The sequence below is a fragment of the Parapedobacter flavus genome (assembly GCF_035818675.1).
Lineage (GTDB): Bacteria > Bacteroidota > Bacteroidia > Sphingobacteriales > Sphingobacteriaceae > Parapedobacter > Parapedobacter flavus.
On sequence record NZ_JAYKZZ010000013.1, the window covers coordinates 175,373 to 195,738 of the forward strand.

Genomic DNA, 20,366 nt, shown 5'->3' on the forward strand with positions numbered 1-20,366 from the left:
GGGTTGGGGTGGAGTCGTCTTGGGTCGGGTTGAGCTTATCTTGGGTTCATGTAGCACCGACAAGGGTTGAGGTCGGGTCATCTTGGGTTCAGGTTACACCGACATGGATTAAGGTCGCGTCATCTTGGGCTAGGTTGGAACAGCCATGTGTCAATGTGGGACGCACCCGATATCGGGTGGAACGCAACCGGTTTCAGCTTGCTTCCGGCAGAACCCCTTTCGGCGTAACATGAATCCATGTCGGTGCAACATCAACTCATGTCGGCGCAACATGGATCCATGTCGGTGCGACATGAACCCACGTCGGTATGACCAGAACCCGTTGCGGCATATCCCGAACCCGTCTTTAGGTGAAAACCGATGGAATCAGCGGAAAAACCGCCGGGCAAGGAAGCCCGTAATCAAAAGGATGAATACGTCGTATCTCATTTTAACACCTTCAAAAGAAAATGTCCGACCGATCAATAACTTATTATTACTGCCAGTTTAACATATCATTAAAAAACTATATGGTCTGCGTTGGTGGCTTTTAGTGCCGTTTTACTACCTTTGCCGTGTATAACACCTTATTGATAGACCTGTATGTTTAGCAATCAAATACACTGGATGTGGCAAGGTTAAAAATCAGATATAAGTCGACCGATACCAAAGGAAGTTATTCCTACCTGCTTAAGTATGGGATGATTTTGATCAGCATCATACTGATTGCCATGCTCTTACCTAAGCAACCGCGATTTAGGTACGAATACGAGAAGGGCAAGGTGTGGATGCACGAGGACTTGGTATCGCCTTATAACTTTGCGGTATTAAAAACGCAGGCAGAGCTCGACAAGGACCGTGAGCATGTGCTCAAATCGGTATATCCGGTCTATAACCACAACACGCAAATCGTTGAGCAGGAGCTTTCCCGATTTGAAACAGACCTACCAGAAAAATGGCAGGTCGCCGGATTGGATTCGCTCGACGAGAGCGAGGACGTTTACGAACGGATGGGAACGCAGCTGCTAACCGAAATCTACAAACGGGGCGTCATCGCGCTCAACAACAAATTCCAGGGAGATCGCACCAATTACAATTTCACGCTACTTACGGACAACGTAGCCAAGCAGGTGAATACCGCCAGCGTATTCACCACGGAAACTGCCTTGGAACACATCAAAAAGACCATAGACGGCCGGTCGGCCATTAAGCAAAAAGCGTGGTTGGTCGACGTACTCGGTGATTATGTCAATGTAAACTATCTATTTAACGAATCGCTTACGACGAAGTTGGAGGAAGATGCATTGGCGACCATCTCAACTACCCGGGGCATGGTGCAGCGTGGTGAACTCATCGTAGCTAATGGGACCAACGTCAACAACGAAATATTTCAGAAAATAGAATCGCTGCGCAAAGCCTATGAAGAAGAGGCCCGTATCGGTGGTAACCGTACCTTGTTACTGTTGGGCCAATTTCTAGTAGTGGCGCTCATGGTGTCCCTCTTATTCGTGTTTGTGTACCTATTCCGCAAAGACATTTATCACAACAATCGTCTCATCTTCCTCATTCTCATTGTTATTACAGGCATGCTGGCCGTGCTATCGTGGGCAATAACCATCAAGCTACCGAGCTTATACTACATACCCTATTGCATCGTGCCGGTTATTGTGCGCGTGCTATTCGATACGCGACTGGCCCTCAATATCCATCTGCTCATGGTGCTGTTGGCTGCCTTCTTTGTACCTAACAGCTTCGAGTTCATCTTCCTTCAATTTTCTACCGGAATGGTAGCGATATACAGTATCAAAACACTGATTAAGCGCGAGCAGTTCCTCATATCAGCATCGATTATCCTCGCTACTTACCTAGTAGGGTATATCGGCATGGGGCTCATGCGCAACGGGTCGTTCAGCAACCTGTATTGGTCAGACCTCACGCCGTTTATCTTCAGCGTATTGCTCACCCTGCTCGCGTATCCACTTATTTATGCTTTCGAGCGCGTATTCGGTATCATTTCGGATGTGACCCTGATGGAACTGACCAACAGCAACTCCAAGCTATTGCGTGAACTCTCGTACAAGGCGCCGGGCACCTTCCAGCACTCAATGCAGGTGGCCAACCTGGCGGAGGCAGCTATTTACCAAATAGGCGGCAATACGTTGCTGGTACGTGCTGGAGCGCTCTACCACGACATTGGCAAAATGTCTAACCCCCAGTATTTTATTGAGAACCAGACCAAAGGGTCCAACCCTCATGATAGCCTGTCATTTGAGCAGAGCGCCCAAATCATCATCTCGCATGTGGCTAAGGGAGTCGAGCTGGCGAAAAAACACCAATTGCCTGAGGTCATCATTGATTTCATCCGCACCCACCACGGCACCACCCGGGTAGATTATTTCTATCAATCGTACATCAAATCGTTTCCCGAAAAGCTGGTGGACGAGGATATGTTCCATTATCCGGGCCCTATCCCCTTTTCGCGGGAAACCGCTGTGCTGATGATGGCCGACTCCGTGGAGGCTGCATCACGGAGTTTAAAAGAGCCTACCGCCCAGGGCCTCAACGACGTGGTCGATAAAATCATCGAGTCCAAAATGAACCAGAAGCAGTTCATCAACAGCAACATTACATTGAAGGATATAACGACCGTCAGTGAGATCTTCAAGGAGATGCTGAAAAGCATCTATCATGTACGTATCGATTACGAAACAGGCAAAAAAAATACCCCTGCTTCTAAATCAGATATGCAAGCCGGGGGCGCACCCCAATAGCATACCATGAAAATGTTTTTTTGGCCGCCAACGTTTCCGAAATTCGTTTTTTTGTAGTACGTTTGCAGGCGCAAAACGGTGAGGTGCCTGAGTGGCCGAAAGGAACAGTTTGCTAAACTGTCGTACTGGAAACGGTACCGCGGGTTCGAATCCCGCCCTCACCGCCACCCAAAATGAAACCCGACGAAAGTCGGGTTTTGCCGTTTAAGGGAGGCTGCCAAGCTTGCTTGAGCAGCCTCCCTTAAACGGCAAAATAAATGAGCGTAGCGAATGGTTTCATTTTGGGGGAAGCCTCCCCCCTCACGGGATGGCTGTGGCCCTTGAGTGCGGGGATAGCGCGACACAGCCAATCCCAAGCTTGCTTGAGCAGATATGGCGAGCCTAAAAGAATAAAATCTGGTTCGATAGCCTCGTTCAACCGTAGGGTCAACCTGCCTCGTGCTCAGCGCCAGCACAAACCTCATCTAGCCAATTGCATTAGCATCGAAACAAAATGGACTGCCAAACGTTTCCTCCTTAAAAAGAAATGAGAAGCTTCCTTTTTATCTTGGCGTTGGTCCTGTTAATTGGCTGGGGCGTTGGTGTGTTCTTTTATGCACTCAAGGGTTTATTCAATATTGTTGTACTGCTGGCCGCCATCGCGTTTGTCATCGCGATTTTCAACAAATCGTCGAAAACATAATCAAGCTTGGGCGGTGGGCCCACCAAAATTCATCGGAAACGGCGGTTCATCCTGTGCATTGATAGGACCATTGGCTGCCTCATACTTCGCTACATTATCTTCCAAGGCATGAAGTAGCCGTTTGGCATGTTCGGGCGTAAGGATAATCCGCGACTTCACTTTCGCCTTGGGAATGCCGGGCATAACCCGGATGAAGTCGAGCACAAACTCCGTGTTGGAGTGGGTAATGATGGCCAGGTTCGAATAAGTGCCTTCCGCCACGTCTTCAGCAAGTTCAATATTCAGTTGGTTTTCTTTTTTTTCTGCCATAATCCATTCTATTAACTTACACGACTAGTTTTACTAGTGCACTTTCCTGCAAATGTGCAAAGAAATTTACAATTACACACGATATCTCCGACCTAGGGCTAGGTAATGGTGCCTAATCCTCCGGTACCCCATCCGGAATACATCGAAGAAGATAGTCAGTAAAATGATACCCGCCGGAACCAAAAACGCGTGATACCCATACCGGTGAAAGAAAAATGCACCGAGCACACCGCCAACTAAAAAAAACAGGATAATGTTGCCCTGCAAGATCAGCCGTTGTTTCAATCCGTTGGTCAGACGGAAGCGTGTAAGGAGCACATTCGAAAGCGAAATCCCAAAGTCTGTCATTATTCCCGTCAAATGCGTGGTACGTACTACAGATTTAGAGATTACCGTTACCAATGCGTTCTGCATACCCATCACAAACAGTAAACAGCCCGCAACATGCTCAGGTTGCATAATACCTACGGTTGATAGTTGATTTGGCAGGGCGACGACAAAAAGGACACTGAATTCAATTAACAGGGGTACGGTATATACGTACCGTTTATGCTTGCCCATGAAACTGGTATACCAGCCGGAAAAAATGGTGCCTCCAAGAAAAAGGCATAGCCACCCTAGCGCAATAAGTCCCCCCTGCAAATCGCCGTTTCCCAAATCAATGGCTAGAATGGCCGCATGACCCGTTATATTTGTTGTAAGTATAGAAAACGCTAATAATCCGGCAGCATTTACAAAGCCGGCCACCAAACAGAGCAATACCGCTAGGCGGAGATTATGTTTGTAAGTACGCTTTTGACCAGTATGACGCAACATCTTACCAACGTACGTATTATTATACTAATAGGCAAACGTCCTGAAGTCGTGGCCCGATTTGATGGCCAGCACCGTTTCATAAATCAGCCGGATTACATTGTCCACATCCTCCTTATGAATCATTTCCACGGTGGTGTGCATGTATCGCATGGGCAACGAAACCAGTACAGAGGGCACTCCTTCGTTCGAATAGGCGAACGCGTCTGTATCGGTACCTGTCCACCGTGAAGATGCCTGCCGCTGGAACGGAATACCCTTTTCCAAAGCGGTCTCTACCAGTAGTTTGTTAAAGTTTATCTGTACGGATGGTGCATAGGAAACCACCGGACCTTTGCCACAGGCGAGGTCGCCCTGTGTTACCTTATTAATCATCGGAGTCTGTGTGTCGTGCGTCACATCGGTAACGATGGCCACGTTGGGCTTGATGCGATTAGCAATCATTTCCGCACCACGCAAGCCAATCTCTTCCTGTACCGAGTTGACAATGTATAAGCCGAAAGGCAATTTTTTCTTCTTTTCCTTGAGCAAACGCGCTACCTCGGCCACCATGAACCCACCCGCCCGGTTGTCGAGGGCACGGCCCACATAATACCGATCATTCAGTACCATGAACTCGTCTTCGTAGGTTACCACACAACCCACATGGATCCCCAAGTCTTCAACTTCCTCCTTACTCGTACAACCGCAGTCTAGAAAGATATTCTTCAACGTTGGATTTTCTTCCTTTTCGCCCGATCGGGTGTGTATGGCGGGCCAGCCGAATACCGCCTTTACCACACCCTTGTCGGTATGGATATTCACCCGTTTGGAGGGCGCAATCTGGTGGTCTGATCCGCCATTACGGATTACATAAATTAAGCCATCTTTGGTGATATAATTCACAAACCACGATATTTCATCGGCGTGCGCTTCGATGACCACTTTGAAATCCGCCTCGGGGTTAATTACGGCAACCGCAGTGCCGTAATGGTCGGTAAACGTCTCGTCTACGTAAGGTTTCACATAGTCCAGCCACAACCGTTGCCCACTCCATTCAAACCCCGTTGGCGAGGGGTTGTTGATATATTGTTCAAAAAAACGGAGGGATGTCGACGTGACGACAGGGATATGCTTTTTTTCTTCTTTCTTTGTCTTGGCCATGTTATTTTATGCTATAAAACCACCCTCTTAGGTGTTGAGATTATTGTTTGCATATCGAAACAACTTTATCTAAGTTTGACAATATCAGTAAATAGAATCCGTGGTGGACAAACTTACAAAATAATTGCCGCTATCGAAGTCCTACCCACAAAATAGAATGTATTCGCTATGAAGAAAGGATTGTTCAAATGGCTCGTTAAGATAAACAACCTTATCTTGCCCAGGTATACCGGCAAGGACCCGGCAAAGTTGACTAAGGTTCAACAAGCAGTATTAGGCTTCCGGTATTGGGCGCTTACCAATTCCCTTTAAACTGCGCCTTTACTCGGCGATCAGCGACTGGATGAATTCGACTACTTCCGGGCGACTGTAATCGGCCATGCCTTCGTGCCGTGCGGCAATTTGCCCTTGCTTGTCCAGTATGATCGTGGTGGGAATGGCACCCCCCAGCCAGTTGCCCGGAATCTCGCCGGCCGGCACGTGGATCGGTAGGCTCAAGTTTCGGTCGTCCATAAACTGCTTCGATTTCTCATATTGGTTGTCCACGTCGGCCATCACGAAAACAATATTTTCGTTGTCTTTAAACTGTTCGTAAAGCTTATCGATCGAGGGCATCTCCGCGATGCAGGGTGGACACCACGTTGCCCAAAAGTTGATAAAAACCACCTTCCCCGCCTGGTTGGCAGCGTCGATACGGTTCCCTACCCCATCGGCGAAAAACACCGATGGACGGGTTGGCACAGTCGCCGGGGCATCGGCCAGCTCCTCGCTTGCAGGGGATTCCACACGTTCCAAGTCGGGCTTAAACAAACCGATTTTCATAAGTCCACGGCTCACCCAAGCCTTCGTATCCGGACTGAATACCAAGGCAATAACAAACACCCCCAACAGGATGGATATAACGGTTGAAATGTTACGTCTCTTCATAGCTAACGAACTGGTGTACGAATGGCAAAGGTAAACAATAAAGTGTCCATCGGGGTTATAATTCGCCTTCTACCCCTAACCCAAACAAGGCAAAATCGTATTTTACCGGATCATTGGCGTCCAATAGCCGCAGGTTGTCCGTCAGTTCACAGGCGGTTTTCCAATCGGATTGCTTCCGCTCAATCAAGCCCAGCTTGCGGGCCACGCGCTCCACATGCACATCGCAAGGACAAATCAGGTCGGCTGGCGCTAGCTGGCGCCACAGACCGAAATCGACACCACGGTCGTCTTGCCGCACCATCCAACGCAAGAACATATTCAATCGCTTACAGGCAGAGTTGCTGGCTGGCGAACTGATGTGCTTCCGCGTGCGCATGGGGTAGTCGGGCAAACGGAAGAAGTATGTGCGGAAATGGTTCAGCGCTGAGGCTACATCCGGTTGGTTTCCCGTGCCATTTAACGCGCCGAGGTAGCACGCCGGAGAGGAGAGCATCGCATCGCCGGTGCCGGCTCCGGCACCATCCATATATTCGCTCCGGAACTCGGGCTGCGAAGCCGGCGGCACAAATGCCGCTTCCAACGAGTGGTTAAGGTGGTAATGTTCGTGGAAAAACCGGATAAAATACAACAAATCGGTATCGTTAAACGTACGGTGCTTGAATCCCTCCAACTGTCTCAGATCACTTTCTTCATGGTTCTTCACAAAATCGTAAGGCACGCCGTCCATCCGGTCGATGAGCTCCGTGCATTTGTTGATAATCGTTTTCCGCTGCCCCCACGCCAACACGGCGGCAAAAAAACCCATAATCTCGATATCCTGCTTACGGGTAAACCGATGCGGAATACATACCGGGTCGTTGTCGATAAACCCCACACGGTTATATTCATCCACCTTACGGTCCAGAAAATCTTTTAGCGAAACCTCCTCCTTATTCATCTTCGGATCGATCAATCAATACATCGCGCCAATCAAATCCCCGAAAGTGCCTGCTCCAAATCGGCCAGCAGGTCATCGATATCTTCTACGCCCACACTGATACGGATAAGGTTGTCTACCACCCCTACCCGTTCCCGTACGGCTTTCGGGATGGAGCCGTGGGTCATGGACGCAGGATGGTTAATGAGCGACTCCACACCACCCAGTGATTCGGCCAATGTGAATACCTTGAATGAAGAGGCCACTTTGAAGGTCTCCTGAAGCCCTGCATCTTTCAATACAATGGACACCATTCCACCAAAATCGCGCATCTGTTTTTTGGCAACGGCGTGGCCGGGATGGTCCTCAAATCCAGGCCAATAAATTTTTGCCACTTTGGGATGATTCTTCAGGTATTCAGCTACTTTCCGTCCGTTCTCGCAGTGCGCTTTCATGCGCAGATGCAAGGTTTTAATGCCCCGCAACACCAGAAAACTATCTTGCGGCCCTGGCGTGCCGCCACATGCATTGTAGTAGAAAAACAGCTGGTCGTACAGCTCCTTATCGTTCACGACCAGCGCCCCCATCACCACGTCGGAGTGGCCGCCGATGTATTTGGTGACCGAATGCATCACAATGTCGGCGCCCAAGTCGAGCGGATTTTGAAGATAGGGCGAAGCAAATGTATTATCCACGGCGAAAAGGACACCTGCCGCCCTGGCAACACGGCCAATCGCTTCGATGTCCGCCAATTTCAACGTCGGGTTCGTAGGTGTCTCGACCCATATCAACCGCGTATTGTCGGTAATCTTCTCGGCTACACGTTCCGGTTCGCTGGTATCTACAAAATGGAACTTGATGCCGTATTTTTCAAACACCTTCGTGAACATCCGGTAAGACCCGCCATAGAGGTCGTCGCCGGTGATTACCTCATCGCCCGGCTTGAGCAGTTTGAGCACGGTTTCCGTTGCGGTCATGCCGCTCGAAAACGCCAGTCCGAAGGCGCCGTTCTCCAGCGCGGCAAGGCAGTCTTCCAATGCCTTACGCGTAGGGTTTGTGCCCCGTGAATATTCATAGCCTTGGTGATCGCCCGGCGATGCTTGCCAGTAGGTCGATGTCTGGTAAATCGGCGTCATCACCGCTCCGGTAGTCGGATCGGGATGTTGCCCTGCGTGAATGGCCTTTGTTGCAAATTTATATCCCATGATATCAAGAATTTTCAGTTGAAGTAACGTGGCAAGTCATCAAAATGCAGACGAGTATGGCTGATGGTTGGCGATACCTTAAGCAACACTACAAATAATGGCCTCTCACTGAATAAACGATAAGCTTATCAGGTTCAACCCTGTAAACATAACGATCTACGTGATTTATCCTTCGCGACCACTTACCACTTAAATCATATTTCAATGGTTCAGGTTTACCTATTCCTGTATACGGTGTCTCAAGAATTGCGCTGGTAAGCTGAGAGATTTTCTTAAGTACAGCTTTATTGCCTGATTTCTTCCAATAGTTCAAATCATCTACCGCATCCGGAAGAAAAACTATTTCCATAGCTCATCCAACTCTTCGAGTGTCATCTTTTCCCCTTCACCACGCTGCAAGGCATCATCGCCCCGCTTGATTTTTGCCACAAAATCAGCGTTATAGGGAACTTCGTCCGTTTTCCAGAAATTGACATTCAATGCCTTCAACACTGCTTTTACCGCAGCCAATTGCTTTTTGTTCTGTGGTTCAACAATTAGTGTCTCCATGATACAAAAGTACATAATTGCCATCAATTTGCAAATGAGGCTAAATGAAGTGTCAGCTGTTAAAATTCCAGCGGCGAACGGTATTTAAACCGATAACCCAAATCGGCAATCAACCGTTCCGGCGACACCACCTTCGCCGTTTTATCCGCTGCCGAAAAAGCCGTTGGCATCCCGTAGCCATATTTCGCTGCGGAAGCGGCGATGACATCTTTTTTCAACGGATGCTCGGGGCAAACCAAGTTGTAGGTTTTCTTTTGCGTGCTTGCTGCCATCGTGGCAGCAATAACACCGTAGATATCTTCCACATGGACGGAATTGGCCGTTTGGTAACCGATTTCGCACACTTTGCCAACGAAATACTTCGCCATGACACGCTCAAAACCGAACAACCCGCCCAACCGGAGTATGTTCAAGTTTGGATATGCGGCGCGGAGCGCGTGCTCGCCCCACAACAGCTTCGGTGCTAACTCGGCATCAGAAAAGGTCGTCTCCAGAATGGTGGCACTCACCTTGGGGTAAATGCCCACTGAACCGAAAAAGAACGACTGGTTAAACGAAACTCGCCTCAGAAAGTCGACCAGTCGGGCAAAGCGGCCCTGTACGACCGTCATATTGTCCTTACGCGTAATGGGGACGCTGATGATCGCGACATCAAAAACCTGTTGCCCCAAATCAGGGAGTCCCTCATCCGTGTCGAAATCGGCAACCGCAGCCGTCAGCCCCAGTGTTTCCAGCCGCTGGGCTTTTTCGGTCGACGTGCAGGTTGCCCAGACACGGTGCCCCGCGTCCAACAGCTCGGTAGCCAGGTACGTACCCACCCATCCGCAACCTACAATCAGTATATCCATGGCCTTAACGCTTTCGATCAGCCCCGCTTAATATGCTTTGGCAAATAACACACGCTGGGTAGAGGGTTTGCCCGTACGGATGCACGCCCCTGTTTCCGCCTTATTATTCAGTGGGATACAGCGTATAGTCGCCTTGGTTTCTTCCTTGATGAGTTTTTCTGTTTCAACGGTGCCATCCCAGTGGGCCGATACGAACCCGCCCGGGCCGTCGAGCACCGCCTTGAATTCGTCGTAGGTGTTCACTTCCGTCGTATGCGACTCGCGGAAGTCCAGTGCTTTCGCGTAGATGTCGCGTTGGATGTCGACCAACAATTGCTCAATACGGTCGGCCAGTCCGGCTTGGGGAACCGTATCTTTCGTCTGCGTATCGCGCCGGGCGAGCTCTACGGTTCCGTTTTGCATATCGCGCATCCCAACAGCAATACGCACAGGCACCCCTTTGAGTTCCCACTCGGCAAATTTAAATCCGGGGCGCTGTGTGTCCCGGTCGTCATACTTAACCGATATACCTTTACTTTTCAGTTCCGCGATGAGCGTATCTGCCAGTTCACCGATGGCCTGCCGCTCCCCGTCTTGCTTATAAATCGGCACGATAACCACCTGGATGGGTGCCAATTGTGGTGGCAGCACCAGCCCTTGGTCATCGGAGTGCGCCATGATCAGGGCACCGACCAACCGAGTAGATACGCCCCACGACGTAGCCCATACGTGATCCAGCTTACCTTCCTTGGAGGTGAATTTCACATCGAACGCTTTGGCAAAATTCTGACCCAGAAAGTGAGAAGTACCTGCCTGTAGCGCTTTGCCATCCTGCATGAGCGCCTCAATACACAACGTATCCAGCGCACCGGCAAACCGTTCGTTCTCGCTTTTCCGGCCGCGCACTACGGGCAGCGCCATCCAGTTCTCCGCAAAATCGGCGTATACCTCCAGCATCTTATCCGCTTCGGCCACCGCCTCGGTCTCGGTAGCATGGGCGGTATGCCCCTCCTGCCACAGAAACTCGGCGGTGCGCAGGAACAGTCGCGTACGCATCTCCCAGCGCACCACATTGGCCCATTGGTTCACCAGGATCGGCAAGTCGCGGTACGACTCGATCCATCCGCGGTAGGTATTCCAAATGATGGTTTCCGATGTGGGCCTAACAATCAACTCCTCTTCCAACTTGGCGGTCTCGTCGACCACAATCTGTCCGTTGCCATCGTTCTTCAATCGGTAATGGGTTACCACCGCACATTCGGTCGCGAAACCTTCCACGTGCGACGCTTCTTTGGAAAAAAAAGATTTCGGGATAAATAATGGAAAATAGGCATTGCTATGGCCGGTATCTTTAAACATCTGGTCTAATGCGGCCTGCATTTTCTCCCATATGGCATAACCATAAGGTTTAATAACCATGCAACCCCGCACAGCAGAGTGTTCGGCGAGGTCGGCTTTTACCACCAGCTCATTGTACCATTGGGAATAATCTGTTTCGCGGCTCGTAATTCCTTTGCTCATCGTTGATTTTCTGTGAAATTATTGTAACATTTGCGGACTGGACACGCGTCTGAATTTCGCGTAGCAAAGGTATGCGCTTTTGTCTAATTACCGAATAAAAAAATCATCCGGCAATTAAACCAATTAGCCCAAATACAGTCTATTAATAGTAAAGCGTAGGCTTAAAAAAAGAAAGGATAGTTGAAATGAAAGTCAATAGATTTAATATCAGCGCAATAGCTTTAGTAAGCTTGCTCGTATTCGGTGCGTGTAGCACCTCTCGGCAGGTGGCTTTCCGCGATGATGTCTATAATAATAACACCCAGGCACGGGAAGCGAATTACCAAAGCCCGGATTATTACTACGACGAAGGGGCGCAGGAAGGGCAATATGCCGACGGTGGATATTACGAAGACGACTATGCCGATGAAGGGTATTACAACGATTATTATGCTGATGAATACAGCGATAGCGAATATGCCGATCGCATAAACCGCTTCTATTACAATTCGCCGGGCATGAGCTATTACGACCCTTGGTTCAGCCCATGGTACGGCTACAATTCGTGGTACGGCTATGGCTACGGTAGTGGGTTCGGCCTCGGTTGGGGCATGGGTGGCTGGGGCCTCGGTTGGGGCAGCAGCTGGTATAATCCCTACTATGGTGGTTATTGGGGCTGGGGGTCGCCTTATTACGGTCACGGCTTTGGCGGGCCATATGCATACAACCGCTGGGGTTGGGGTGGATATGGCTATGGTGGTTACGGCGGCTATTACCCCGGCGTGGTTGTTGTCAACAACCGTCAAAGGGTTGCACGTTCATCGTCGCGCGATCGGATGGGTACCCGTACCCCGCGAACGGCTACCCGCACAGCGATATCGCGAGATGCCAACGGGCGCATATCTACCCGTACGGTAGCTACACGTGGCACAGCAAACCCAGGCGGGCGTACCAGCACACGTGGCTCGGCTCGGCCGGCTACGACACGAGGCTCACGTAATACCGAGGGCGTACGCAGCGGCACGTCACGGCGCCCTGCGGGCCAAACCGCGAGACCTTCGGGTACATCGCGACGGCCATCAACGACACGGCCATCGTCTACAAGGCGCCCTTCGGGCAGCAGCGCCCGTCCCGCACGGCCAAGTTCATCACGGCCAAGCAGCGCTAGACCGGCTGCTCGTCCATCGCGGCCAAGTACTTCGGCACCACGGTCGTCTGGAAGCAGCTCCCGCGGATCGTCCGTATCGCCGCCATCGCGGTCATCCGGCTCTAGCGGAAGCAGCAGAGGAAGTAGTGGCAGCAGCAGTAGAGGTGGCAGAGGCCGCGGGTAGCCTGTAAGAGATTGAAATTCTGAAGGCCAACTGAATCCGTTTGGTTGGCCTTTTAAACAGGCTCTTAATCGACACCAACCATGAATATGTATATAAAAAAAATCGCATTATCCGGCCTGCTAGTCAGCACGCTTTGCATCACCGCTCAAGGACAATACTTACAGGATGTCCTCCGTTTTTCGCAACCCGAACGGGGTGCAACTGCCCGATTCAAAGGTCTGGGAAATGCACAGACAGCACTGGGGGGCGACCTCAGCTCCATTTCGGGCAACCCCGCAGGACTGGGTTTTTTCGGGCAATCGGATATGAGCATCTCGTTCGATTATGCCAATGACCTCAACAAGACGAGCTATTTCGGCACCAACAGCCAATACAGCGTAGACAAGCTTGGCCTCAATCAGCTTGGTGCCGTCTTCCATATCCCGGCCCGTCGGGCACGGGGAAGTAACCTGACATCCGGTTGGCTCAATTTCAATATTGGCGTTGGGTATACCAAGACGAACAACTTCAATACCACGGTGGGGTTCACCGGCGTCAACTCCGAAAGCAGTATTGCCGATTTCATGGCATATGAGGCGTATGAAACGGGTAACATATATGGCGATTTCGGCTGGAACGCTGGCTTAATCGATGAGCAGCCTATCAACGGGAACTACGATTACGTGGCCATGACGACATTGGATAACATCCAGACTGTGACCAACCGCGAAAAAGGATTCCAGTCGGAAACGAATGTCTCCTTTGGGGCGAATTACAGCAATAAGCTTTACATCGGCGCGAGCATCGCGTTCACCCACGTCAATAACGATGTCAATTACCTATACATGGAAGACGGCTCCGTGGAAGACTACACCTATATTTTCAGCATGAACCCCGGTTCGCGCTTTGTAGACGCCGCCAACGCCGACTACGATGTTTACAATCCACTCCTTGAGTCCGAATACGAATACGATAATGAGTATTGGTCTACTACCACCGGAAATGGCTTCAACGCCAAGATAGGGGTCATTTACAAACCGATCAACTACCTGCAAATCGGTGTGACGGCCACTACCCCTACATGGTATAAACTCACCAACGATTACGAAGATTATTTCGGCATTACCAATTACCTCACCGATGGGTCTTCGACACCACCCTTTGAGAGTGAAGGCGAGCCCTCTTATTACGACTACAACCTGCGTACCCCCTACCGCATCAACGGCGGCATCGCCGCCCTGTTCGGTCAAGGGCTCATCAGTGCCGATGTGGAGTATGTCGACTATGCCAGCATGACGTTCTCATCGGTCGATTCGAACACGGATAACGTCATGAACGAACAAATACGCGACAGTTATACCAGCGCTGTCAACTTCCGGATAGGCGGCGAATACCTTGTAGCACCCGCATTTCTTTTACGCGCCGGTTACGGCCACACGGGTAGCCCGTACAGTGATTTTGAATCCACGACACAACGGGTATCCGCCGGTATCGGGTATCGGGTAAATAATGTCTACATCGATTTGGCCTATCAGAATTTTACGCAGAAATATGGCTGGCAGGTATACTTGTTGGATGATGCCAATGAAGTTTACAGCCCGGTGGCAGATATTAGCAACTCACGCAACAGTGTGTTCCTCACGTTAGGTTTCAAATTTTAAAAAAGGCGGCAACTGTGCAGTTGCCACCTTTTTCTCTCTCCTTTATTTCACAAATGCGCGGAGCATCCAGTTCTGTTTCTCGTTGAACTGCATGAATGCATTGATCATGTCGTTCGTACCCTCATCTTCCGCTTCCGAAGTGATTTCCAACAGATCGCGCTGCATGGCGATCAATGCCTCCAGATCATCGATGATGGCCTTTACCATATCGATGTCTTTCATGCCGATGGTTTCTACCTCTTCGATATCGGCATGCTTCACATAATCCTTAAACGTGCTGAAGGGCGCCTTTCCTAAGGTCAGGATACGCTCTGCGAGCTCATCAATAGTAGTCAAGGCATTGGTATAAAGCTCCTCGAACTTGGCATGCAACGTAAAGAAGTGATTGCCGCGTACGTTCCAGTGGCATCCCCTCAACTTCTGATAATGGATATGGTAATTAGCTAACAAATCATTTAAATGGTCAACAACGGGCCTTAGCTTTTTTTCTTCTAAACTGATTACTTTTGGATTCATGATATTCGAATTAAATAGTTCGCTGATAAAACATCGAAAGCTACAAAAAGTTTAGATAAGCGTTAGGATATGCGCTTTTTTCTGACAAACAGATTATAGTTTTCGTGCTTTTCCACGTAAATAGCTTCGCCGATATCGATATATCCATCCAACGCCACAGCATCATACCATTTACCCTCAATCTCCACTTTGCCCGACGGGCGGAGTACCGTCTTGGCTACCCCTTCCTTATTCACCATTTCCAAATTCACTTTAGACGACGTATACCCTTCTGTCGACCGCTGCTCATCCTGCAATACCAACCGTTTGAACGCCCGTGTGCTCAGTATACTTTTGCCAAAAACAACCATCAGCACAGTGGCCACCACCATCGAAGCGATCACCAAGAGAAACGAATTGAAAAGCATACCCGGTTCTGCAATTGAAAAATCAAAATAATCATTCATCACCATACTGAATGCCAACCCGCATACCAAACAGATGATACCTAATATACCGGCCACACCAAACCCCGGGATAATGAATAGCTCCAACAACATCAACACGATGCCCACGACAAACAGCGCTATTTCCCAATTGTCGGCCAACCCTTGGATATAAAGCGGCGCGAAAAACAACGCTGCCGCGATGATTGCCACAAGCAGCGCAAATCCGATTCCCGGTGTTTGCATCTCGAAATAGATACCGCCGATGATCAACAAAATAAGGAGTCCGCTTACCGCCGGATTGATGAGAAACGAAATAATCCGATCAATCATGGTCACTTGGTGTGTGGTTACACGTGGCGAGCTTATCCCCTCCGCAGCCAACACGTCGGCTACCGCCGGAAGCTCCGCTTCCGCGAGCCCGATATCTACGGCCTCAGCTGATGTCAGGGTCAGGATTTTCCCGGCAGGCTTAATGTTCGGCAAGTCCACATCACCATCCACAAACGCTTCTGCAACTTTCGGGTCCCGGCCCTTTGCCTCTGCCGTAGCCCGCATCAGTCCCCGCATGTACGACTGGTGTTTCTCGGGCATTAACTGGCCGCTTTGGTCTACCACACTCGCTGCGCCAATACTCGATCCTTTACTCATGTAGATGCGGTCTGACGCCAACGATATGAGCGCACCCGCCGAGGCCGCATTGTGATTAATGAATACCACCGTTTCCAACGGAGAATCCAATATCCGGCTGCGTATGGAATCAGCAAAATTCACCATCCCACCGAAGGTATTCATTTCGATGAGTACCAGATCTGCCTTCGCTTCTTCTGCTTTCGTGTAGGCGTTTTTCACCTGCCGCCATGCACTGGGGCCGATATCTTCTTTGATGTCAAACCGGTAAACATGCTGCGACTGCGCCGCGAAAGCGACCAATACCAAGCAAATGGTAGCGAGCAACGGACCCAATAATGCCTTTTGTCGTATTTTCTTATGCATATCAATCAAAATCGTTATATTTTTCCTCAACAACAGCTTTCTCTCATCGGCAGCGGAGAGATCAATAAAGATGCATTTTTATCATTGCATAAAAATGCATCTTTATCTAAGTTTGCAACCAACGAGAGCGCATGGATAAATATACACTAAAAACCGTATTCAAAAAAAGTTTTTTGGGCATGGTATGGCGTATCGAAGCCGATACGGCGGCCCAAATCCTCGCCATCGAAACACGCGATAGGGAAACGGGGCAACCATTTTTTTCTGTGTTCGACTACCAATCAGGCCGTTCGTTTACCCAGGAAAAACCGTACGGCGACCGGAACTGGACACTGGCCGGGCTTGCCGACCGTAAGCTCATTCTTAAAGCTTTTGGCCAAAACAGTCCCAATGGTACAGGAATCGCTTGTATCGATATCGACCGCGGGGAGTTGCTGTGGGAACAGTTCAATTACGTATTGGTGCACGTGGGTAACCGGCAGCTTACCGTGCGGCACCGTAACTTTGCAGGCGGTTACGAGCAATACCTCGATGTGGTCACCGGAAATTTAACACCATTTAACAACATGGCTACTAAACCAACCGAGGCCCACATCGTCTTACCTCAGCGATATGATCACGGCATACCCGCATGTTTGGATGGTTTTCCGGTCCATGGTGATTTATTTTATTACCAAATCGGCCAAAAACAGCTATGGGGTTTCCATGAAGCAATACAACAGGCATATCGGGTACGGTTGGTTATAACCAGCGGCTTAACAGTGCTGGCAGACGAGGTTGTCCTCCCCGAGCTTGCCAAGATGACACCCGAATTATTTTTCATGATTGGACAGCAGGTTTTCATAATGAGCGATAATAAACGGGAAATTGTATCGTATTTAGTATAATTGCAACAGAATTTTAACATGAGCATCAAACATACATATCTCCCCTATTTATATCGTGTATCTTTTTTTTTAGGAGTCCTCCTTATTGGATGTTACAGCTTGTCGGCAAAGACCGCCTGGTCTGCACCCGATTCAATCGGGGTGGAATACCAAAACGGACGGAAAATCATCATCCATGAGTTGGAGGCCAAGGAAACATATTACGGATTAAGCCGTCGGTACCAGGTCCCTGTCAAGGACATCATCGCTGCAAACAACAATAAGGCATTGAAAATCGGTGATACCGTGCGGGTACCTCAAGAGGCCGTGGATGTGCCTGCCGCGACCACAGCCGTAGGCGATACGACTACGGCACAGCAAACCGAACCGGTACCTGTACTGGCCGAAGGGGAGTATACCGCCTATAAAGTTGGCAAAGGCGAAACGCTATACACCATATCCAAACGTTTCATCATCTCCATCGAAAGCATTAAGCGTGCAAATGGGCTAACGAGCGAATCGGTACAAGCCGGTACCATCCTGAAGATACCCCATGAGGAACTGCCGCCACCGCCACCCACTGTCGATGAAATCATCGTACATGACGCCGACACTGCCAGTACTGGAGCCGAACTGGAAATACCGGCCAATAAATACGGAATCCGGGAGCTGACCGAAAAAGGTGTCGGCGTATGGATAGATGACTTGAACCAAGAAGGCGGCAGTATGTTGGCCCTGCACAAAACGGCTCCCGTGGGTACGGTGATCAAAATTACCAACCCGATGACGCGGCGCACCACCTTTGCAAAAGTCGTCGGCAAATTCGCCGATACCGCCGACACAAAAAATGCCATCATTGTCATTTCTAAATCGGCTGCATCGCTGATTGGCGTCCTTGACAGACGCTTTCAAGTGGAAATAGCATACGGTGCACCCAATGAGTCAAACTGATGCACCTTTCGTGGTTGGCATTGCTGGAAGCAGCGGCTCGGGGAAAACCTTTTTCCTGAACGGTTTCCTCAACCATTTTGCACCGCATGAAGTAGCACTTATTTCGCAAGACGACTATTACATCCCCGCCAATACGAAAACAAAGGAAGAAAACAAGCTGTATAACTTCGATTTGCCCACGGCCATCGACCGGACGGCTTTCCAGCGCGACATCAAGTTACTTTTCGAAGGGCAAACGGTATACCGCGAAGAATATACGTTCAACAACCCGGTATTGAAGCCGAAGATCATAGAAACCAAACCAGCTCCCCTCCTCATTGTCGAAGGGCTCTTTATCTTTTATTACCAGGAGGTGAACACTCTGCTCAACCACCGGATATTCTTGCATGCCGATGAAGAGATCGCGCTGCAACGGCGGCTGGAGAGGGATTTGGTAGAACGCGGGTATGATGAGGATGACGTGCGGTACAAATGGGTAAACCATGTTATACCAGCCTACCAAGAATATTTGCTCCCATTCCGTGCGCAGTGCGACCGCATCATCGTCAACAATACAGACGACCCCGCACCCATCGTTGCCATCACGGACGAAATCTCGGCCGACCTCAGGCAGCGCGTCCGGGGACTGGATAAGGTTTAGTTTATGATAATGCCATTTCTGGGATATGCCCATCAGCGATGAATTTGCCCGCCGTGGCGTTCCGTATCTCCTCCACACTCACCCCCGGAGCCCGCTCACGCAGCAGGAAACCACCCTTGACGACATCGACCTCAAAGACCGCCATCTCGGTGACGATCTTCCGGATGCATCGCACACCCGTAAGGGGTAATTTACAGGCGGGTAGCAGCTTGCTCGCACCTGCTTTGTTGGTCTGTTGCATCGCTACGATGATATTTTTGGCCGAAGCCACTAAGTCCATCGCTCCACCCATCCCTTTCACAAGCTTTCCTGGAATTTTCCAACTGGCGATGTCGCCACATTCAGATACTTCCATCGCGCCCAAAATCGTAAGGTCTACTTTTTGGGCTCTGATCATGCCGAAACTCATGGCGGAATCAAAAATGGCCGATCCGGGCAGCATGGTGATGGTCTGCTTACCAGCATTAATCAGGTCGGCATCCTCTTCGCCCCTCTTGGGGAATGGCCCCATGCCCAACAGCCCGTTCTCCGATTGGAGCACGACGCTGATGGTTTCGGGAATGTAGTTAGCGACCAATGTCGGTATACCAATACCCAGATTAACATAATAGCCATCCTTTATCTCCTGTGCGATCCGCTTCGCGATTCCATTCTTGTCTAACATGTTATGCCCCAATTTGATGGTTTGATTGTACCGTGCGTTGCTCTATCCGCTTTTCGTAGTCCGTCCCTTGGAAAATCCGGTGCACATAAATACCGGGAGTATGGATGTGGTCGGGATCCAGTTCGCCTACGGGCACCAGCTCTTCCACTTCGGCAATCGTGGTTTTACCAGCCATCGCCATGATGGGATTAAAATTACGCGCCGTCATCCGGTACATTAAATTTCCAGCGGTGTCGCCTTTCCATGCTTTTACAATCGCAAAATCAGCTTCAAACGCCATTTCCAACAAATAATCTTTCCCACCGAAATCGCGCACCTCTTTTCCCTCGGCCACTTCGGTGCCCACGCCTGCCGGTGTAAAAATAGCAGGCATCCCATAGCCCGCCGCCATACAGCGCGAGGCCAATGTACCCTGTGGCACCAGCTCCACTTCCAATTCGCCGGAGAGCAGTTGCCGTTCGAACTCCGCATTTTCGCCCACATACGAGGCAATCATCTTTTTCACCTGCCGCTTTTGGAGCAATAGTCCGATGCCAAAATCATCCACGCCGGCATTATTCGAAATGCAGGTCAAACCCGAAACCCCTTGCTTTACGATCTCATTAATACAGTTTTCAGGAATGCCACATAAACCGAAACCGCCCAGCATCAACGTCATCCCATCGGTCACGCCGACAATCGCCTCATTCGCATTGGTTACTACTTTATTGATCATA

The 20,366-nt window shown here is 49.9% G+C and carries 21 protein-coding genes and 1 tRNA gene; 8 read left to right on the forward strand and 14 right to left on the reverse strand.

Features of this window, described 5'->3' with window-relative positions; translation table 11 throughout:
- The first annotated feature begins 608 nt into the window (after window positions 1–608).
- From U9S71_RS11870 to U9S71_RS11880, 3 genes are all read left to right on the forward strand, one after another.
- Window positions 609–2,750 (forward strand): HD family phosphohydrolase, encoded by a 2,142-nt coding sequence (locus U9S71_RS11870; RefSeq protein ID WP_326327719.1) that lies wholly within the window; start codon window positions 609–611, stop codon window positions 2,748–2,750.
- 77 nt (window positions 2,751–2,827) lie between these two features.
- A tRNA-Ser gene (locus U9S71_RS11875) sits at window positions 2,828–2,917 on the forward strand.
- 359 nt (window positions 2,918–3,276) lie between these two features.
- Window positions 3,277–3,432, forward strand: a complete 156-nt coding sequence (locus U9S71_RS11880; protein ID WP_326327720.1) for a DUF5670 family protein — start codon at window positions 3,277–3,279, stop codon at window positions 3,430–3,432.
- On the opposite strand, the gene U9S71_RS11885 is transcribed toward U9S71_RS11880, so the two are convergent.
- The 10 genes from U9S71_RS11885 to proS all read right to left on the reverse strand — a co-directional run bounded on the left by U9S71_RS11885 (window position 3,433) and on the right by proS (window position 11,642).
- A complete protein-coding gene (locus U9S71_RS11885) occupies window positions 3,433–3,741 on the reverse strand; it encodes a DUF3467 domain-containing protein (protein WP_326327721.1) in 309 nt (102 codons plus the stop codon). It lies immediately after the preceding gene.
- A gap of 72 nt (window positions 3,742–3,813) precedes the next feature.
- Window positions 3,814–4,557, reverse strand: coding sequence for a YoaK family protein (locus U9S71_RS11890; RefSeq protein ID WP_326327722.1), 744 nt, complete (start codon window positions 4,555–4,557; stop codon window positions 3,814–3,816).
- Between the two features lie 24 nt (window positions 4,558–4,581).
- Window positions 4,582–5,697 carry a M42 family metallopeptidase gene (locus U9S71_RS11895; RefSeq protein ID WP_326327723.1) on the reverse strand — a complete coding sequence of 372 codons (1,116 nt, stop codon included), beginning with the start codon at window positions 5,695–5,697 and terminating at the stop codon, window positions 4,582–4,584.
- A 321-nt stretch (window positions 5,698–6,018) separates the two neighbouring features.
- A complete protein-coding gene (locus U9S71_RS11900; RefSeq protein ID WP_326327724.1) occupies window positions 6,019–6,624 on the reverse strand; it encodes a TlpA family protein disulfide reductase in 606 nt (201 codons plus the stop codon).
- A 55-nt stretch (window positions 6,625–6,679) separates the two neighbouring features.
- A complete protein-coding gene (locus U9S71_RS11905) occupies window positions 6,680–7,561 on the reverse strand; it encodes a TIGR02757 family protein (protein WP_326327725.1) in 882 nt (293 codons plus the stop codon).
- A gap of 32 nt (window positions 7,562–7,593) precedes the next feature.
- Window positions 7,594–8,745: a cystathionine gamma-synthase gene (locus U9S71_RS11910; RefSeq protein WP_326327726.1), complete on the reverse strand. Its 1,152-nt coding sequence runs from the start codon at window positions 8,743–8,745 to the stop codon at window positions 7,594–7,596.
- 88 nt (window positions 8,746–8,833) lie between these two features.
- Entirely contained in the window at window positions 8,834–9,094 is a 261-nt protein-coding gene (locus tag U9S71_RS11915; protein WP_326327727.1) for a Txe/YoeB family addiction module toxin, read from the reverse strand.
- The gene (locus tag U9S71_RS11920) at window positions 9,085–9,294 is read right to left on the reverse strand and encodes a DUF2683 family protein (protein ID WP_326327728.1); all 210 of its coding nucleotides are present in this window, start codon (window positions 9,292–9,294) and stop codon (window positions 9,085–9,087) included. Before U9S71_RS11920 ends, U9S71_RS11915 begins: the two co-directional genes overlap by 10 nt.
- Window positions 9,295–9,353: 59 nt before the next feature.
- A complete protein-coding gene (locus U9S71_RS11925; RefSeq protein ID WP_326327729.1) occupies window positions 9,354–10,142 on the reverse strand; it encodes an NAD-binding protein in 789 nt (262 codons plus the stop codon).
- Between the two features lie 27 nt (window positions 10,143–10,169).
- Window positions 10,170–11,642: a proline--tRNA ligase gene (gene proS / locus U9S71_RS11930; RefSeq protein WP_326327730.1), complete on the reverse strand. Its 1,473-nt coding sequence runs from the start codon at window positions 11,640–11,642 to the stop codon at window positions 10,170–10,172.
- A gap of 185 nt (window positions 11,643–11,827) precedes the next feature.
- Here proS and U9S71_RS11935 point away from each other — a divergent pair, with 185 nt between their 5' ends.
- Both U9S71_RS11935 and U9S71_RS11940 read left to right on the forward strand, forming a co-directional pair.
- Window positions 11,828–12,952 carry a hypothetical protein gene (locus U9S71_RS11935; RefSeq protein WP_326327731.1) on the forward strand — a complete coding sequence of 375 codons (1,125 nt, stop codon included), beginning with the start codon at window positions 11,828–11,830 and terminating at the stop codon, window positions 12,950–12,952.
- A gap of 80 nt (window positions 12,953–13,032) precedes the next feature.
- Entirely contained in the window at window positions 13,033–14,592 is a 1,560-nt protein-coding gene (locus U9S71_RS11940) for an OmpP1/FadL family transporter (protein WP_326327732.1), read from the forward strand.
- 42 nt (window positions 14,593–14,634) lie between these two features.
- Here the strand turns inward: U9S71_RS11940 and U9S71_RS11945 are convergent, their stop codons facing one another.
- Together U9S71_RS11945 and U9S71_RS11950 are read right to left on the reverse strand one after the other, a co-directional pair.
- Window positions 14,635–15,108 carry a Dps family protein gene (locus tag U9S71_RS11945; RefSeq protein ID WP_326327733.1) on the reverse strand — a complete coding sequence of 158 codons (474 nt, stop codon included), beginning with the start codon at window positions 15,106–15,108 and terminating at the stop codon, window positions 14,635–14,637.
- A 62-nt stretch (window positions 15,109–15,170) separates the two neighbouring features.
- Window positions 15,171–16,529: an NfeD family protein gene (locus U9S71_RS11950; RefSeq protein ID WP_326327734.1), complete on the reverse strand. Its 1,359-nt coding sequence runs from the start codon at window positions 16,527–16,529 to the stop codon at window positions 15,171–15,173.
- A gap of 131 nt (window positions 16,530–16,660) precedes the next feature.
- On the opposite strand from U9S71_RS11950, the gene U9S71_RS11955 reads away from it, so the two are divergent.
- The 3 genes from U9S71_RS11955 to U9S71_RS11965 are packed head-to-tail and all read left to right on the forward strand — an operon-like array spanning window position 16,661 to window position 18,986.
- A complete protein-coding gene (locus tag U9S71_RS11955; protein ID WP_326327735.1) occupies window positions 16,661–17,416 on the forward strand; it encodes a DUF4905 domain-containing protein in 756 nt (251 codons plus the stop codon).
- Window positions 17,417–17,434: 18 nt separating this feature from the next.
- Window positions 17,435–18,346 (forward strand): DPBB and LysM peptidoglycan-binding domain-containing protein, encoded by a 912-nt coding sequence (locus tag U9S71_RS11960; RefSeq protein WP_326327736.1) that lies wholly within the window; start codon window positions 17,435–17,437, stop codon window positions 18,344–18,346.
- A complete protein-coding gene (locus U9S71_RS11965; protein WP_326327737.1) occupies window positions 18,333–18,986 on the forward strand; it encodes a uridine kinase family protein in 654 nt (217 codons plus the stop codon). Before U9S71_RS11960 ends, U9S71_RS11965 begins: the two co-directional genes overlap by 14 nt.
- A 1-nt stretch (window position 18,987) precedes the next feature.
- Here the strand turns inward: U9S71_RS11965 and U9S71_RS11970 are convergent, their stop codons facing one another.
- Both U9S71_RS11970 and U9S71_RS11975 read right to left on the reverse strand, forming a co-directional pair.
- Entirely contained in the window at window positions 18,988–19,650 is a 663-nt protein-coding gene (locus U9S71_RS11970) for a 3-oxoacid CoA-transferase subunit B (protein ID WP_326327738.1), read from the reverse strand.
- 1 nt (window position 19,651) lies between these two features.
- Window positions 19,652–20,365, reverse strand: coding sequence for a CoA transferase subunit A (locus U9S71_RS11975; RefSeq protein WP_326327739.1), 714 nt, complete (start codon window positions 20,363–20,365; stop codon window positions 19,652–19,654).
- Between the last annotated feature and the right edge of the window lies 1 nt (window position 20,366).

Excerpts from the sequence above, each read along its gene's own strand:
- U9S71_RS11890 (WP_326327722.1), bottom strand. The coding sequence starts at position 4,557 with ATGTTGCGTCATACTGGTCAAAAGCGTACTTACAAACATAATCTCCGC.
- proS (WP_326327730.1), bottom strand. The coding sequence starts at position 11,642 with ATGAGCAAAGGAATTACGAGCCGCGAAACAGATTATTCCCAATGGTAC.
- U9S71_RS11945 (WP_326327733.1), bottom strand. The coding sequence starts at position 15,108 with ATGAATCCAAAAGTAATCAGTTTAGAAGAAAAAAAGCTAAGGCCCGTT.
- U9S71_RS11960 (WP_326327736.1), top strand. The coding sequence starts at position 17,435 with ATGAGCATCAAACATACATATCTCCCCTATTTATATCGTGTATCTTTT.
- U9S71_RS11970 (WP_326327738.1), bottom strand. The coding sequence starts at position 19,650 with ATGTTAGACAAGAATGGAATCGCGAAGCGGATCGCACAGGAGATAAAG.
- U9S71_RS11905 (WP_326327725.1), bottom strand. The coding sequence starts at position 7,561 with ATGAATAAGGAGGAGGTTTCGCTAAAAGATTTTCTGGACCGTAAGGTG.
- U9S71_RS11920 (WP_326327728.1), bottom strand. The coding sequence starts at position 9,294 with ATGGAGACACTAATTGTTGAACCACAGAACAAAAAGCAATTGGCTGCG.
- U9S71_RS11910 (WP_326327726.1), bottom strand. The coding sequence starts at position 8,745 with ATGGGATATAAATTTGCAACAAAGGCCATTCACGCAGGGCAACATCCC.
- U9S71_RS11965 (WP_326327737.1), top strand. The coding sequence starts at position 18,333 with ATGAGTCAAACTGATGCACCTTTCGTGGTTGGCATTGCTGGAAGCAGC.
- U9S71_RS11880 (WP_326327720.1), top strand. The coding sequence starts at position 3,277 with ATGAGAAGCTTCCTTTTTATCTTGGCGTTGGTCCTGTTAATTGGCTGG.
- U9S71_RS11915 (WP_326327727.1), bottom strand. The coding sequence starts at position 9,094 with ATGGAAATAGTTTTTCTTCCGGATGCGGTAGATGATTTGAACTATTGG.
- U9S71_RS11925 (WP_326327729.1), bottom strand. The coding sequence starts at position 10,142 with ATGGATATACTGATTGTAGGTTGCGGATGGGTGGGTACGTACCTGGCT.
- U9S71_RS11940 (WP_326327732.1), top strand. The coding sequence starts at position 13,033 with ATGAATATGTATATAAAAAAAATCGCATTATCCGGCCTGCTAGTCAGC.
- U9S71_RS11900 (WP_326327724.1), bottom strand. The coding sequence starts at position 6,624 with ATGAAGAGACGTAACATTTCAACCGTTATATCCATCCTGTTGGGGGTG.
- U9S71_RS11950 (WP_326327734.1), bottom strand. The coding sequence starts at position 16,529 with ATGCATAAGAAAATACGACAAAAGGCATTATTGGGTCCGTTGCTCGCT.
- U9S71_RS11895 (WP_326327723.1), bottom strand. The coding sequence starts at position 5,697 with ATGGCCAAGACAAAGAAAGAAGAAAAAAAGCATATCCCTGTCGTCACG.
- U9S71_RS11885 (WP_326327721.1), bottom strand. The coding sequence starts at position 3,741 with ATGGCAGAAAAAAAAGAAAACCAACTGAATATTGAACTTGCTGAAGAC.
- U9S71_RS11955 (WP_326327735.1), top strand. The coding sequence starts at position 16,661 with ATGGATAAATATACACTAAAAACCGTATTCAAAAAAAGTTTTTTGGGC.
- U9S71_RS11935 (WP_326327731.1), top strand. The coding sequence starts at position 11,828 with ATGAAAGTCAATAGATTTAATATCAGCGCAATAGCTTTAGTAAGCTTG.
- U9S71_RS11975 (WP_326327739.1), bottom strand. The coding sequence starts at position 20,365 with ATGATCAATAAAGTAGTAACCAATGCGAATGAGGCGATTGTCGGCGTG.